This window comes from Lysinibacillus sp. NPDC092081 (assembly GCF_044755845.1).
Classification (GTDB): Bacteria; Bacillota; Bacilli; order Bacillales_A; family Planococcaceae; genus Lysinibacillus.
The window spans coordinates 1-15,691 of the sequence record NZ_JBIVRU010000010.1 but is presented as its reverse complement, the minus strand read 5'-3'; the positions used below and the strand labels follow the sequence as shown (position 1 = coordinate 15,691).

The 15,691-nt window shown below is 36.7% G+C and carries 17 protein-coding genes and 1 other annotated feature; of the genes, 4 read left to right on the top strand and 13 right to left on the bottom strand.

Features of this window, described 5'->3' with window-relative positions; genetic code table 11:
- Positions 1-9: 9 nt before the first annotated feature.
- Positions 10-189, top strand: a complete 180-nt coding sequence (locus ACIQLB_RS15005) for a DUF2759 domain-containing protein (protein ID WP_370042986.1) — start codon at positions 10-12, stop codon at positions 187-189.
- Between the two features lie 343 nt (positions 190-532).
- On the opposite strand, the gene ACIQLB_RS15000 is transcribed toward ACIQLB_RS15005, so the two are convergent.
- The 4 genes from ACIQLB_RS15000 to rpmG all read right to left on the bottom strand — a co-directional run bounded on the left by ACIQLB_RS15000 (position 533) and on the right by rpmG (position 3,822).
- Positions 533-2,428 (bottom strand): LTA synthase family protein, encoded by a 1,896-nt coding sequence (locus tag ACIQLB_RS15000; RefSeq protein ID WP_400727155.1) that lies wholly within the window; start codon positions 2,426-2,428, stop codon positions 533-535.
- A 282-nt stretch (positions 2,429-2,710) separates the two neighbouring features.
- Positions 2,711-2,920: a YqgQ family protein gene (locus tag ACIQLB_RS14995; protein ID WP_049663926.1), complete on the bottom strand. Its 210-nt coding sequence runs from the start codon at positions 2,918-2,920 to the stop codon at positions 2,711-2,713.
- Between the two features lies 1 nt (position 2,921).
- Positions 2,922-3,506, bottom strand: coding sequence for a 5-formyltetrahydrofolate cyclo-ligase (locus tag ACIQLB_RS14990; protein WP_400727151.1), 585 nt, complete (start codon positions 3,504-3,506; stop codon positions 2,922-2,924).
- 166 nt (positions 3,507-3,672) lie between these two features.
- Positions 3,673-3,822 (bottom strand): 50S ribosomal protein L33, encoded by a 150-nt coding sequence (rpmG, locus tag ACIQLB_RS14985; protein ID WP_008408521.1) that lies wholly within the window; start codon positions 3,820-3,822, stop codon positions 3,673-3,675.
- Between the two features lie 151 nt (positions 3,823-3,973).
- On the opposite strand from rpmG, the gene ACIQLB_RS14980 reads away from it, so the two are divergent.
- Complete coding sequence (locus tag ACIQLB_RS14980) at positions 3,974-4,426, top strand: hypothetical protein (RefSeq protein WP_400727145.1); 453 nt, start codon at positions 3,974-3,976, stop codon at positions 4,424-4,426.
- Positions 4,427-4,429: 3 nt separating this feature from the next.
- Positions 4,430-4,927, top strand: coding sequence for a hypothetical protein (locus tag ACIQLB_RS14975; protein WP_400727142.1), 498 nt, complete (start codon positions 4,430-4,432; stop codon positions 4,925-4,927).
- Between the two features lie 80 nt (positions 4,928-5,007).
- Here the strand turns inward: ACIQLB_RS14975 and ACIQLB_RS14970 are convergent, their stop codons facing one another.
- The 9 genes from ACIQLB_RS14970 to ACIQLB_RS14930 all read right to left on the bottom strand — a co-directional run bounded on the left by ACIQLB_RS14970 (position 5,008) and on the right by ACIQLB_RS14930 (position 14,916).
- Positions 5,008-5,580: an anthranilate synthase component II gene (locus ACIQLB_RS14970; RefSeq protein ID WP_400727139.1), complete on the bottom strand. Its 573-nt coding sequence runs from the start codon at positions 5,578-5,580 to the stop codon at positions 5,008-5,010.
- Positions 5,577-6,962, bottom strand: coding sequence for an anthranilate synthase component I (gene trpE / locus ACIQLB_RS14965; RefSeq protein WP_400727136.1), 1,386 nt, complete (start codon positions 6,960-6,962; stop codon positions 5,577-5,579). The genes ACIQLB_RS14970 and trpE overlap by 4 nt, the downstream gene beginning before the upstream one ends.
- Positions 6,963-7,146: 184 nt before the next feature.
- Positions 7,147-7,412, bottom strand: a binding site (T-box leader).
- 39 nt (positions 7,413-7,451) lie between these two features.
- The gene (locus ACIQLB_RS14960) at positions 7,452-8,522 is read right to left on the bottom strand and encodes a mechanosensitive ion channel family protein (protein WP_400727134.1); all 1,071 of its coding nucleotides are present in this window, start codon (positions 8,520-8,522) and stop codon (positions 7,452-7,454) included.
- A 72-nt stretch (positions 8,523-8,594) separates the two neighbouring features.
- Positions 8,595-9,467, bottom strand: coding sequence for a vWA domain-containing protein (locus tag ACIQLB_RS14955; protein ID WP_400727132.1), 873 nt, complete (start codon positions 9,465-9,467; stop codon positions 8,595-8,597).
- A gap of 1,064 nt (positions 9,468-10,531) precedes the next feature.
- Positions 10,532-11,191: a phosphate signaling complex protein PhoU gene (phoU, locus tag ACIQLB_RS14950; RefSeq protein WP_400727130.1), complete on the bottom strand. Its 660-nt coding sequence runs from the start codon at positions 11,189-11,191 to the stop codon at positions 10,532-10,534.
- A 12-nt stretch (positions 11,192-11,203) separates the two neighbouring features.
- Entirely contained in the window at positions 11,204-12,037 is an 834-nt protein-coding gene (gene pstB, locus ACIQLB_RS14945; RefSeq protein WP_400727128.1) for a phosphate ABC transporter ATP-binding protein PstB, read from the bottom strand.
- 12 nt (positions 12,038-12,049) lie between these two features.
- The gene (pstA, locus tag ACIQLB_RS14940) at positions 12,050-12,928 is read right to left on the bottom strand and encodes a phosphate ABC transporter permease PstA (RefSeq protein ID WP_400727126.1); all 879 of its coding nucleotides are present in this window, start codon (positions 12,926-12,928) and stop codon (positions 12,050-12,052) included.
- 1 nt (position 12,929) lies between these two features.
- Complete coding sequence (gene pstC / locus ACIQLB_RS14935) at positions 12,930-13,877, bottom strand: phosphate ABC transporter permease subunit PstC (protein ID WP_400727124.1); 948 nt, start codon at positions 13,875-13,877, stop codon at positions 12,930-12,932.
- 64 nt (positions 13,878-13,941) lie between these two features.
- Positions 13,942-14,916 carry a PstS family phosphate ABC transporter substrate-binding protein gene (locus tag ACIQLB_RS14930; RefSeq protein ID WP_400727122.1) on the bottom strand — a complete coding sequence of 325 codons (975 nt, stop codon included), beginning with the start codon at positions 14,914-14,916 and terminating at the stop codon, positions 13,942-13,944.
- Positions 14,917-15,332: 416 nt separating this feature from the next.
- On the opposite strand from ACIQLB_RS14930, the gene ACIQLB_RS14925 reads away from it, so the two are divergent.
- Positions 15,333-15,527 (top strand): hypothetical protein, encoded by a 195-nt coding sequence (locus ACIQLB_RS14925; RefSeq protein ID WP_400727120.1) that lies wholly within the window; start codon positions 15,333-15,335, stop codon positions 15,525-15,527.
- The last annotated feature ends 164 nt before the right edge of the window (positions 15,528-15,691 follow it).

Here is a 15,691-nt window from a genome sequence, read left to right as displayed (position 1 = left end):
CAATTTCTAATGAACTTATTAATGGTTATTTTTGGTCTAGTTGCAATTTTAGCAGTAGTTGGTACATTCCAAGCACTTAAAGAAAAGAACCTTTTAAGCATCGGTTTCAACTTATTAAGTGCTGTAGTATTCGGTTGGTTCGTAATTATGACTGTAATTAATAGCGGATACCCACCAAAATTACACTAAAATTCAGACAGAAAAAAGAGCGGTCTCCATTACGAGACTGCTCTTTTTCTGTCGTTTTTATATTTATACCCTTCCAAAAATGATAATAACCACTTTCCTTTAAGCTGTTTATTTGGCTACCCGTGCGTTAAAAATTTCAATTTGATATTATACATTAAAATTTTTCCATATGCCCTTACTTGAAGTGTTAAAAGGAGTGTTCACACTATTCGTTTGGGTATCCATCATATGGAGGGAAATAGCTCGTCACTTCTGTTAAAAATCAGAAAATGAAGATTGAACATCGTGCCTCACCCTCAGCAGTGCAAAAAAGAGATCTCACTAACGTGAGATCTCTTTTTTGTTACTTGGCTGCCCCTTGCTTCAAGTTACCTGTCTTTGTATCATAGAAGCGTAGTAAATCACCGTTAATGATGGCATCCGAATTTTCAAGTTCTTTCGTAGCTCGATCAGCGTATGGCTGACAAGGCTCACCATCAATTTCTTCGCCAGTTGCTTTGTCATAACAAGCTTCACCAGCATATACATATTTATCTGTTACAAAACGACCGTCGCGGAAAACAACGAAGTCTTCATGCTCTGGTGAGAATAGATCTGCACCAAGTTGCATATCTTTTGAAGTTTCAACGCCAAGAAGATGTAAAATTGTTGGACGTAAATCCATTTGTCCAGCAACCTCTTTCATTTCTTTACCTTCACCTGATCCAGGAATGTGGATGAATAAAGGTACTTCTTGTAGCAATGCATTATCAAATGGTGTAATGCTATCTTTTCCTAAATATTGAGCCATCGCTTTATTGTGGTTTTCTGAAATACCGTAATGGTCACCATACATTACAATAATAGAGTTATCATATACACCTTGATCTTTTAAACTTTGGAAGAAGTCTTTAAGTGCTTCATCCATATAACGAACTGTTTGGAAATAACGATTTAATGTACCTGAGTTTGAAGTATATTCAGGAATCATTACATCTTCTGGATCCAATGTGAATGGATAGTGGTTCGTTAAAGTAATTAGTCGAGAATAGAATGGCTGTGGCATATCTTTCATTAATGCTGCAGATTGCTCTACGAATGGGATATCTTTCATACCCCAGTTAACAGCTTGCCCTTCGCCAATCTTATATGAATCTATGTCATAGAATTTATTAATGTGTAATGATTGATACATCATGTCACGATTCCAGAATGATTTATTATTCGGGTGCATGACATTTGTAAAGTAGCCATTATCTCCAAGGCGCTCAGCCATTGAGTTATACGTATTTCCACCATGCGTGAAGAATACCGCACCTCGACCTAAGCCGAACAATGAGTTTTCTGTAATAAACTCTGAGTCAGAAGTTTTCCCTAATCCAGTTTGGTGATAGAAGTTACTGAAATAATACGTATCTTTATCTTTTGTTAAAGAGTTTAAGAATGGTGTAATTTCATGACCATCCATTTGATTATTAATCACAAAGTTTTGTAAAGACTCCATCGAAACAAGAATCAAATTACGACCCTTGTATTTACCAAACATTTGAGGGTTGATTGCTGCTTGATTAGAACGAATATAGTTGTTCACTTCTACTAATTCACTGCCATCCGCTAGTGCACGTTGAGCAGAAGATTTTGATTGAATATAAATGTCATACAAATGGTAGTTATAAGTACCAATATTTTTCACAAGTAATTCACGGTCAAAGCTACGTGTTAACAATTGTGGACGCTCTGTTTCAGCTAATCCTAAGTTTAAGAACGACACAGCAATCGCTAATACGAAGTACGCGCGACGGAATTCCACGTTGACTTTTACTGCATCTTTCATTTTAGGCAAATATTTATTAGCTAAAATTAGAATAAGTACGTCGATGAAATATAATAAATCCCAAGGGCTAACAATCGCTGCTACTGAAGTTCCTAAATCACCAAAGTTACTTGTTTGGAATAATACCGGTAACGTAATAAAGTCATTGTAGAAACGATAGAACGCTACATTCCCATATAAGACAATGGACAAAATAACACTAATAGTTATTATATAACGACTTTTAACTTTTGGCGATTTAAAGAATAACGATATACCATAAGCGAATAGCACGAAGCTTAATGGATTAATAAACAAAATAAATTGTTGCATCGCATTTTCGATTTTCATCTCAAAGCTTGTGTGATAAACAATGACCGTTTTTATCCAAGTTGCTACAATTGCTAGTATCATAAATGAATGTTTAGGCCACTTTATTGATTTCATCCCTAACATCCTCCCTACTTTCTTACAAAAAAATAATAATTTTTAACAATTTGTTACTGAAACAAAATATATCTTAATCCATTTTTTACAGATAATCAATAGATATATTTTGGGAAAAACTGTGCTCCTTGTTCGTATATGCGCCGGATAGTAATATATACGTTTTTGTTTGTAAAAAGTTTCGTAAATCATAAAAACAGTGGAAAAACCACTGTTTTTTAAGAATATTACATACATGTTACATTATCTTTACAATACCACAAATGAATTATATTTAAAACATTACTGATTATTTTCTTTCATGCGAAGCTTTGTTGTTTCTTGTCGAATTAGTAATAATGCCATTTGGTAATCTTTAATATCTAGTACATTCGCTTTATACAACTCACGAATTTCATCCTCCATTAACATCAAATCACCAATGGGATCTCGTGTGTAAATATAAGTGCCATATGTTTTTAATAATTCATAAATATCTAACATTTTGTCCATTTTAGTTCGCTCCTCGTTGTGTTACACAGTCAATACGTTTTGTCGGTGTCACAATGATATCTACTGGGCAATCGTGCGCTTCTGTAGGTAGGTGTTCATATAGCTGTTCATTAAATAGCAGAGACATGAGCTTACCCTTCGTATAGTTTAATACATAGCGATCATAATAACCACCGCCATAGCCTATTCGATAGCCGAACTGATCAAAAACAACTCCTGGAACAAGGATGACATCCATTTCATTTGCGTCAACAAACTCACACTTCTCTGGAATTGGCTCACGCAAATGCATATAAACAGTTTCAAGCTGGGCAAATGATTCTATGGCATAAAATGACATTTCTCTTGTTTTTGGATTACATTTAGGTACAGCGACTTTTTTACCAAGTTGCCACAGTTCTTCTATTAATGGAATTGTGTCGACTTCTGGCATATTAGAAATGGTGATACCTATTGTAGTTGCTTCTATTATATATGGTTCCTGTAGCACTTTTTTTACTACAGCAAATGATTGATCGTGGTAAGCTACTCTGCTCATTTTGGCAAGAGCTTCCTTTACCTCGTTCCGCAAAGTTGTTTTGTCCAAGTTAAGCTACCTCCTAATCAATTTCGCCTTGGCGTAATTGCGTCCGGATTTTGAATTGTGCTAGCACAATTCATTCCTTTGAAAATCCGTGACATCCGCCGGAGGCTTTATCGAAGATAAAATGTAAGAAAGCCAAAACCACTTGTGGTTTTGGCTTAATGAGCGATTACTTAGTTTCACGGTGAAGAGTGTATTTCTTCTCGCGAGAGCAATATTTTTTAAGTTCAAGACGCTCTGGATTGTTACGCTTGTTCTTTTTAGAAATGTAGTTACGTTCGCCGCAATCTGTGCAAGCTAAAGTAATGTTTACGCGCATTATTAACCCTCCCACTCTATATCAAGAATTTAAATTTTGAGCATGATTTATACGACTAACCTATTATAACATAAAACGAAAAAAAATCTACCTTCATTTCATATTAAGTTCGCATATGGTAAAATACCTTATAATTACATAACTTAATGAGGTGAAACTATTGGATTTATCCATCATACTTATGATTGTGGGGATTCTCCTAATTATTGCGTCGTTCTTTTTCAAAAATAGCGCAAAAAAAGTCGAACAAGATGTAGAGGAGCTATCCATCTCAATTTTTCAAGAAACAAATACTTTAAAACGTCGTCTAAAAATTGTTGAAGAGGAACTGTTATTAGAGCCAGAGTTTCAGGTTAAATCACAGTCAGCGCAAACTAACACTATTCCAAATCCAAAGGTCCAACAGGTCATGCAAGCGGTTCAACAGGCTGCTCAAACATCGAAAACAGGACAAGTTGCTCCAAAAACGAAACCTATACATCAAATTATAATAAGTCAGGTGCTTGAACTAAATAAGCAGGGTCTTTCTGTAGCAGATATAAGTATTCGTTCAAATTTAACTGAAGAGCAAGTCCGCCAAGTGATTGCAAACGGAGGTCGGTAATTCATGAATAAATCCGCTATCCGTGCATTTGGCATTGCACTTTTTCTTGTCGGAGCATTGTTAGCTTTAGCCGCTCGTTTTGATCTCAATATCGGTCTTCCAACTAAAGCTTCCAAAAATACAGAACATGTAGAGGAGCTACAAAAAGAGCTTGAACAGGCAAATAAAGAAATTGCTTTGTTAAAGGAACAAGCTAAGCAAGCTCCAAAGGAAAATAATCAGAAGACAGATGCACCTGAAACAAAGGCTAAAGACAATCATAAACCGGCAGATACACCGAAAAATGCTACAACAATGACACTCCAAATTTACAGCGGTATTACACCATATATTGTGGCGCAAAAGCTTGAAGATGGTGGCATCATCGAAAATAGTGTTGAAATGGAACTTTTACTTGCTAACCCTAAATACGCTCGAAGCTTACAAATTGGCTCCTACGAGGTCCATTCTTCGATGTCTTTAGAGGAAATTGCAAAATTGATTACAGGGAAAAAGCAATAACATTACGATCCCATTGGTAAAAATGGCTGTCACCAAAAATCACAACTATTGATTTTTGACGACAGCCTACTTTGTTTAGTTTATGAAATTTGTTCTAAAAAAGCTTTCATCATTATATTACCCTCTTGTGTCCCAATAGATTCTGGATGAAATTGTAGTCCAAAAAGTGGGTACTCCTTATGTTGAATTGCCATAATTTCACCATCATCACTGGACTTTGCTAAAATATTAAAATCCTCATGTAAGGTGTTTTGCTCAATGACGAGGGAATGATAACGCATTACTTCGATTTTACCGTCTAACTGAGCAAATAAGCCTGTTTTTTCGTATTGAATCGTAGATAATTTTCCATGCATTATATTTTTAGCTTGAACGATGCTACCTCCAAAGGCTTGCCCTATCGATTGGTGTCCAAGACAAATGCCCAAAATCGGAAATTTCGTATAAAGCTCTTTGACAACATCCACTGTTATTCCTGCATCAATTGGCGTACCTGGGCCGGGCGATAAAATAATGGCTTCAGGTTGCATTTTCTTAATGTCTTCAATTGTTATTTCATCATTACGCACTACTTTTACATCTTTCCCAAGTATACATATTTGTTGAAACAAATTATAGGTGAATGAATCATAGTTATCGATCAGTAAAATCATTTTTTTACCTCCAATAGTGCGCGAGCTTTATTCAGTGTTTCCTCGTATTCAGACAATGGCGCTGAATCGTAAACAATTCCAGCCCCTGCCTGAACATGAGCACGATGATCCTTAATGATCATTGTCCGAATGGCTAGAGCTAAATCCATATCCCCTGTAGTGGAAATATAGCCTACCGCCCCTGCATAGACCCCCCGCTTCACAGGCTCAAGCTCATTGATAAGCTGCATAGCGCGAATTTTCGGCGCACCTGATACTGTACCCGCAGGTAAGCAAGCACGAAGAACATCCAATACATGGACATCATCACGTAATTCGCCGATAACCTCTGATACGATATGCATAACATGTTTATAACGCTCAATATTCATATATTTTATTAGCTTCACTGAGCCCACTTTGGCAATACGTCCAAGATCATTCCGACCTAAATCCACTAGCATACGATGCTCAGCAATTTCTTTTTCATCATTTAGTAGCCCTTCCGCAATTGCGTTATCCTGCTCCACGGTTTTACCTCTAGGCTTCGTTCCTGCGATTGGATTTGTCGTTACCTTTCGATTCTTCACCTTGACGAGACTTTCAGGGGATGTTCCTAAAATGGTATACGAACCATAATCCATATAAAACATATATGGTGATGGATTAGAAGTACGTAACTGACGATATACAGCAAAAGGATTACCTGAATATGGTGAAGTGAAACGTTGTGATAAGACAATTTGGAAAATATCTCCCTTACGAATATGCTGCTTAGCGCGGTCAACCATTGCTACAAAATTTTCTTTGGCAATCATTGGTCTGAAATCTAGCTCGCCAACCGTCATGACGTCAAACGTTATTCCAGCATATAGCTGTTCCTCCATCTTAGAGATAGCCAGCTCCATCGCTACATATGAACGCCCTTCACCAAATAAATCAATCGCTGCTAATGTTACCTCTTGCTTTAAATGATCAAAAACAATGAATGTATCATAGAAAAAGATATGAACATCTGGCATTTCTAAATCATCCTGCAAGTATTCACCTATTTTCTCGGTATAAAACGCTGTTTCGTAACCAAAGAAACCGATGGCTCCCCCAAAAAAGGCAAAAGGGTACTGTGCCTTATGAAATGGCATAACTTGCTGTAATTTTACTAATACATTGTCGCTCGATGTTTCTGTTTCTCCATCTTTGGTAAATGAATAACCATTCCTATCTCCAATCAGTTCTGCAATTGGGTTGACGGCAATAAACGAGTAACGCCCATTTTCTTCATGCTTGGCAGACGATTCGAAAAGCATCTTATGCTTTCCTTCAAGTGATTGATAAACTGAAATTGGCGTCATCATATCACCCTGCAATGCCTTCATAGCAAACTTTCTAAGCTCAACTGTCATACTCTTTCTCTCCTTTTCTCTGCTCTGCTCTTCTACACCAAAATTAATCAATTATGCATTGGCGTAATGGACGCTGCCGTTTCTTTAGCACTTCTCTTTCTCTTCTATAAACATTGCGTCCGTATTTTGAACTGTGTAAACACAATTCATTCCCACCAAAACATATAAAAAGGCCTTTCCATCACAAAAGGACGGAAAAGCCGTGGTGCCACCTTCATTGGTCTTCATCAATTATGCCCCGGCATAATTGCATTCAGCTGATGTTTGGATACCCGCTGAAAGAGTTAAAAGACCCACTTTATACCCTGTAACGTAGGCAGACGCTAATCCATACTTTATTCAGGATTAGAGCTCCGAAGTCCATTCACCATTCATTTGTACTAGTTTCCACCAACCACTAGCTCTCTATAACAAATAATAATAGCTACTACTCTTCATCAAAGCTGATTACATGTATTCATTGTAAAGTATAAAAACTAACAATTCAATTTATTTTTTATTACGAAGCCATTCATCTTCAGCTGGATTTGCTAGTATTATATTTAGTTCTTGAAAGATTTGACGAATAGCAAACAAAATATCCTGTCGCACATTTAACATCTCAGCCGTATCATTTGTTGCCACATAGAAACGCACAAGGACGCGATAAGAGTTTGGATAAAACTCATCTATAAATACATGAATCATTTCTTTTTCTATTTTAGCATGTAAATAAATTTGCTTTTGAATGGCACTTAAAGCACTGCGTAATGTTTCTTCTTCATTTTCAGCAGCTACAAATAAAAATTGCTCACATTTTCGTTTTTCTCGTTTCGATAAATTATAGATTGGTCGATTTACCAAATAGGAGTTAGGTACATAAACAAGCCCTTTATCACCCGTTTGAATTAAAGTACTTCGAAGATTAATATCCTCGATGGTTCCTTCGATTTTTTGGTCCTCTGTTGCTATCCAATCGCCAATTTGAAACGGGTTGTCTAATGCGACTGACATCCCACCAAAAACATGCCCTAGTGTATCCCGAATACCAAAGGCAATTGCCACACCCGTTAAACCAATCCCCGTTAAAAAGCCATTTAAATTAAAATCCCAGAATGAAGCAATCGAAAACATTGCTAATATCATGATAAGTACTTTTCCTATACGAAGAAAAAAAGGTAACAGGACATTTGGTTCCTCATCATTATTCAACGGTAGTGGCTGCTTTGTATAAAAATGTAATACATCATATACGCCTTTAAAGGCAAAAAATACCATAATAGACAACACAAAATTTTTAGTTGCTACATGTGTAAATAAAAAGATTTCTAATAATATCGATAAACTGAGTACAATCACTGCAGACATAAATGCATAGCGAATCGCTTTATTAAATTGTGCGAGCACTGTTGCCTGAAAGTTACGCTGACGATTTCTCAATAATGTAACAGTAAAATTAATAACTTTCTTTATAACAAAATGCTGAAAAAGCCAACCAATTACACAAAGTGCAACGGCAATAATAACTTCCATCCACGTTGGGGTTGAAATATCTGGTAATAACCATTTCAATGAATTCAAATCTCATTCTCCTCTAACTACTATGTATATTCGCAGAAAAAGAGCCGATCACCAATGCGATCAGCTCCGTTTTTATTGAATAGCGTCATCCGCAAAAAAAGCTTTATTGGCAAACCAAAATTGCTGCTCATTAAAATTATGTTCATGCATAGCGATCACCGAAAATTCAGCATGATACTTACGTTTCATTTCCTCAAGGACAGCCTTCGCTTGCTTTCCAACGAGATGCTGCCCATCGGTCGGAGTACCTTCTGTAAAAATAATAATATCCGCTTCTGTACAATCTTGATTTTCTTGTAGCAAGCCCTTAACAAAATGAAGAACAGGCAGAACTGCAGCTTCTCCCTTTGCCTTGTATTCAATAAAATCCTTAAAATCGGATAAATTTAAATGGCCGTTTTCGAATCGATAATGTACATGAATTTGACAGTCATACGGAACGATATACAAATCTCGATGTTCACGATGAGCGTTCATAAATAACGGTAAAATTATGCTTTTACAAAGCTCAGAATATGCCGCCATACCAGTTGTTTGTTCAAGACAGATAATAATTGGACCTGTTTCTTTTTTGTATTCATCAAACGGAACATATAGGATGTTTCCTTTTTTTATTGTTTGACGATTTAACTTTTGGCGCCTAGCTACCTGCCACTTTCGCTCATAATACATGCGTTGCTCTTTTCCATTGGCCAATCGTTCTGCTTGCTGAATAGCCGGTATATTTTCGCATATTTCATGCATACTATCTGCCAATTCAAGTGCAAATGCTGCCATATTTCGTAATGTTTCACTCTTGTAAAAATAATCAATAAAAAAATGTTGTTCCTTGTTACTTAATTCCTCAAGATGTAAGTTTTCATATAGAAAACGTAAAAAATCACGTTGTTCTGATGTGAATTCCAGATCAAATTTCTCTATGAGTGATTCTACAGCGTCTTTCACGAAGCAGCACCTCCTCAGCACATTTTTTTGATAATGTCTATAGTATAACCAAAATATTTTTTTGACAATACAATATCGCTTGCAGTATTTTGACGCTATTTTTAATAACAATGTTGCTGTTATTAATAATGTCATTAAAAACTATATGCCTACAAAATTAAGTATTCTATTAAATAAAGTATGGCACTTCGATAAAACGAGTGTTTGATTTCCGTTCCAGCTGGGCGCTTTCCTAGGGGCGTCCGATGAGCCGCTTCACTCGCTTTGCTCGCTCCAGGGTCTCATCTGTGACGCTGATCCCTAAGGAGTCGCCCAGCCTCCACTCCAATTAAACACTCCGCGTAGTATGTATATTCTGGCATTTTATTCTAATTTATAGTGTTAAAACACAACTTCAGCAATGTTTTTATGTGCGAAAGCGGAGCGGTGGCAACAGAAGTGGTTTTACGAAAGTGGAACGATAGCAATAACGCAAGCGAAGGAAGCGGCTGGATACTCGCCATAGGAAAGCGAGTAGCATGGAACAATTCTCATTTAAAGCAACACCATATTTACAATAATCTCCTTAACCGTTTGTTTTTTAACACTATGAAAAAAGAGCCTATTATTGGCTCTTCTCTGATTTGCAGACTAATGTTACCCCTAATTGAATTAAGCTGTATGATGATTTAATCGTGAGTCTTAAACAATCAGTATTTTGTAGGAGCGTTGAAATCGTCTCGCTTTTTTAAGGTGAGACTTTCTTTATATAGAAAATAACGGAACACACTCCTTTATAACCAGATCTTTTTTATTTGTTAATCATAGTCATAATAATATTTTGTTTCAGCTTATCCGCTCATACTAATGATGAGGAACTGTTGTTTTTTCACGGAGAGTGGCGATTCCTGGGATAAGCTTGTGCTGAAAACCCCGCAGGAACGGAGTGACGAGGAGATTGAAGCCAAGCCCGCGGAAAGCGCCAACTCGGAGTGAAAATCAACCTTTGTTGATTGATACACATTATTTAATTTTTATTCTTGTGCCGACAAACTAAAAAGAGCCTATAATTGGCTCTTCTCTAACTAATTATTTAATTCATAATGTTTACCTTTAACTAAGTAAAATAAGTGTTCAGCAATATTTGTTGCATGGTCAGCCGAGCGCTCTAAATATCGGCAAACAAAAGTTAAGTGTGTAATTTGTGAAATATGTGCTGAATTTTCAGCTCCGGCACGTAGCAATAGCGTTATTGTCGCTCCATATAAATCATCCACGTAATCATCTAGTTCAGCAATTTCCTTGGCATGAACAGTATCTTCTTCTGTAAAAGCTTTGATAATACTCTCTAGCATTTCTACAGTCTTATTACACATCGTTTGCAAATTTGTTGTAGGAAAGACAAGTGGTTCTTTGCCAATTCGAATTGTCTCTTTTGCAATATTAACTGCATAGTCCCCCACTCTTTCCATATCAGATGCTGCTTTGACAAGCACCATGAGACGACGCAAATCAGTAGCAACAGGCTGCTGCTTAGCAATCATTAAAATAACATGATCATTAATTTCTTCTTCAAGACGATTGATGATTAAATCGTCCTCAAGAATCTTTAAGGATGTTTCTAAATCCTGATTTAATAATGCTTCAAATGCTATTTTAAGAGCGTTGATACTACTATTGGCTATCTCGATAAATTGTTCTTGGACTTCTTTTAATTCCTGTTCAAAACGTTCACGCACTACCATCTAATCTCCTCCTTAACCGAAACGACCTGAAATATAATCTTCAGTACGTTGATCTGCTGGTGTTTGGAAGATAACGTCTGTTTTATCGTATTCAACGACCTCTCCACTTAGGAAAAATGCTGTACGATCAGAAATTCGTGCCGCTTGTTGCATATTGTGTGTCACAATAATAATTGAATAATCTTTTTTCAGCTCTTGTACAAGTTCCTCTACTTTTAATGTAGAAATCGGATCAAGTGCAGATGTTGGCTCATCCATTAATATAACATCTGGTTCAATCGCTAAACAACGCGCCATACAGATTCGTTGTTGCTGACCACCTGATAAACCATATGCATTTTGATTTAAGCGATCCTTTACTTCATCCCAAATTGCCGCACCACGTAAAGACTTTTCGACAATTTCATCAAGAATCTTCTTATTTTTTATCCCGTGGATACGTGGGCCATAAGCAATATTATCATAGATAGACTTCGGGAATGGGTTTGGCTTCTGGAATACCATCCCAACACGAGTCCGCAACTCCTCAACAGTATAGCCTTTATCTAAAATATTACGATCACGATAAACGATTTCCCCTGATGTTCGAACACTCGGTACAAGCTCTACCATTCGATTAAGAGTTTTTAAATAGGTAGATTTCCCACAGCCAGATGGGCCAATAATTGCTGTTACTTCATTTTCATAGATGTTTAAATTGATATCTTTTAAACCATGATGATCGCCGTACCATAGATTTAAATTACGTGTATCATATACTACTTTTTTGGCAACATCGGCTAAAGGCTTTGTAGCCGTATGAATCGATTGGACAACTGCTTTTTCCTCTTTTAAATCTAGTACCATAAGGTCACCTCATTAATAACGTTTTTGGAATTTATTTCGAATAAAGACGGCAATAGAATTCATCAATAATAGAACTATCATAAGCACTAAAATACCGGCGGCTGCTACACTTTGAAATGCCTCTTGCGGACGCTTTGCCCAATCATAAATTTGCATTGGTAACGCAGTGAATTGACTCAACAAACCATTAGGTAAAAATTGTAAAATAACAGGAACCCCAATAACAACAAGCGGTGCTGTTTCACCAATAGCACGAGATAATGCTAATATGCTTCCTGTTACAATCCCGGGGATGGCTGCTGGTAATACAACATGCAAAATCGTTTGCCATTTCGTTGCCCCCATACCATATGAAGCTTCTCGTTGCTCATTTGGTACTGCGCGGATCGCCTCCTGTGCCGCAACAATAATAACTGGTAAAATTAACAAACTCATTGTTAAGCCGGCCGCTAAAACACTTTTTCCTAGTCCCATCATTCGAACGAAAATTGTTAACCCAAGTAAACCAAAAACAATGGAAGGTACACCTGATAGGTTAGAGATGTTCATACGAATAAAGTCATTTAATCTATTTTTCTTTGCATATTCCTCTAAATAAATCGCAGTCCCTACACCTAAAATAATGGACACTGGAGCAACAACTGCCATTAGCCAAAGAGAGCCTACTAATGCAGTCTTTATACCGGCTTTATCTGCAAAACGTGATGCGAAATTTGTTAAGAAATCCATCGATAAAGAGCCGACGCCTTGTGTCAAAATACGATAAAGCAAAATAGCTAATGTTACTAATGCAAAGGCAGTTGCTAGGAAAAATAAAACTTTCCAGACTTTGTTGAATGCAATACGCTTTGTCATTCGTTTCATGACGACCTTATCATCAATATAGCGCATGTTAGTAAACCTCCCTGAAGCGTTTCGAAATATAGTGAGCGAGTAAATTCATCACTAATGTAAAGATAAATAGTGTGAATCCAACTGCATAAAGAGAGTAATAAATCGTCGTACCATAGCCAGCATCACCTGTTGAAACTTGTACAATATAGGCAGTCATCGTTTGAACCGAGTCTAACACATTGAAATCAAATTTAGGTGTAGATCCACCGGCAAGTGATACGATCATTGTTTCTCCAATTGCCCGGGAAATGGCGAGAACAATCGAAGCAATAATACCTGATAATGCAGCTGGTAAAACTACTTTAATAGATACTTCAAACTTCGTCGCCCCAAGAGCTAAAGCCCCTTCACGCATACTATTTGGAACAGATGACATAGCATCCTCTGAAAGTGACGTAATCATAGGTAAAATCATAATCCCAACAACAATCCCTGGACTTAGTGCATTGAAAAGTTTCAGTTCTGGAATAATTTGCTGTAATAATGGTGTCACCAATGTTAATGCAAAGAATCCATAAACGATAGTTGGTATCCCTGCTAACACCTCTAAAATAGGCTTAACAATACGTCTTGTTTTTTCACTTGCATATTCACTTAAATAAATGGCTGAACCAATTCCGAACGGCACCGCTACTACTACAGCAATTAGCGTAATTTTCATTGTTCCAGCGATTAGTGGTAAAATCCCAAATAACGGTTCCTTTCCTGAAAATGGTAGCCACTGTGTACCAAATAGGAAATCTGTAATCGAAACACGTTTAAAGAATTCAAACGTTTCAAAAATAAGGGTGAAAACAATGCCAAATGTCGTCAATATTGAGATAAGAGCTGCAGAAAATAATAGAGCTGGCATTGCTTTTTCCACTATTTTCTTTGTTTTATGATTGCGCGATTTTGCAATTAATTGCTGCACAGATGATGTCTTATTTTCTTTTTGAGAAACCATTGGGAACTCCTTTCATACAAGAGAGGGAAAGAGCATACATCTCTTTCCCTCTATGCATGTCTACTTATTTTAAGCCTTCTAAAGTTTTTAAAGCTTCTTTATATTTTTCTGCAGGTAGACTGACATAACCTACTGCATCTGCCATTTCTCCTGCGTTTTCAAGTGTAAATTTCATGAAATCATATGCCGCTTCGCTATCTTTGATAACACTATTTTTCACATATACGAATAGTGGTCGAGAAAGTGGTTTGTATTCACCTGATTCGATTGTTTGATTATTTGGCTCAACGCCATTTACTTTTATTAGCCCTAATTTATCTTTATTTTCTAGGTAATAAGCATAACCAAAGAAACCAATTGCATTTTTATCAGCTGCTACACCTTGCACAAGTATATTATCATCCTCTGATAATGTTGCTGATTTTACTAGATCAGCGCCGTCTAAAATAACTTCATCAAAGTAATCAAATGTCCCTGAGACAGTAGGTTTTGAGTAATACACGATTTTTTCATTTGGCCATGATGGATCAATGTCAGACCATTTTTTATCTTTACCATCTTCCATCCAAATTTTCTTTAATTGCTCAACTGTTAAATCCTTCGCCCAATCATTTTCAGGATTCACAACTACTGATATACCGTCATATGCTAAAGGAAGCTCTGTATAAGCAATTCCTGCTTTGTCAAGTTTCGCTTTCTCTTCATCTTTTATACTACGAGATGCGTCCGAAAAGTCTGTCTCACCTGCGATGAATTTTTCAAAACCACCACCAGTACCAGAAATACCTACCGATACTTTGACATCTGGTTGAGTCCCTGCATACTTTTCTACAACTGCTTCAATAATTGGTGCAACTGTTGATGAGCCATCTCCCGTTACAGTCCCTTGCAGTTTTTCGTCAGCAGTGCTTTGTCCTGAGTTCGCTGGTGCGCTAGTTTCTGCATTGTTACCTTTTTGTGCAGAATCGCTACCACATGCACCAAGCATTAATGCTGAACCCATTACCGCTGTCATCGTTAAGTACTTCCACTTTTTCATCTCATTTGCCTCCGTTACTAACATTTTTATAGTTATTTGTCTTACAATCTTTACTATAATGACTAAATGTTGAAGTCGTATAAACAGTTCGTAAAAGAGACGTAAAGGAATGTAATGGTTTGTAAATGATTGTAAAGATGAATTTACAATTGCAATTAATTTCGCCTTAGCGTAATTGTAGCTGTCGCTTTACTTTCGCTACATATAAATTACCACAATACGTGGCGTTCTTAGACTGAGTTCCTCTATTTCAGTAGGTGTATGGATACCCGTTGAAAAAGGGACCACATCCGTATTCATCTCACCACCTCCAGGGTTGAGAGTCTTCTTCTGAATGAAGATAAACTTGCTTCCTATTGGAAAGATGCTATAATAATCAATTGTGTCAGGAAATAATTTAAGAGGAGTTTGACTTTGTGGTTAAGCATGCAAAAGTACCAAATGCCGATTACTTTAAAACATATTTAACACTTGTTATGGAACATCGGGAATTTACTCTACAGGAAGCCGTTGATTTTATGGTAGAGTCTTATTTCTGTAATAATATAGAGCTTTATGGAATAAAACCGAAACAACAATTTGAAATAGCTATCCAACAATTATCTGTATAGTAAGTCTTGTATATAAAAATAATTAAAACACGGTATGAAAATTGTGATCTTTCATACCGTGTTTTTTTGGGTTCTAAGTCAAATGTTGGGGTGCACTAATCTCTCAGCACGTTAGCCCAAATGAACTCCGATTTCTTTATACTTTAAATTTAATAAGATTTTTG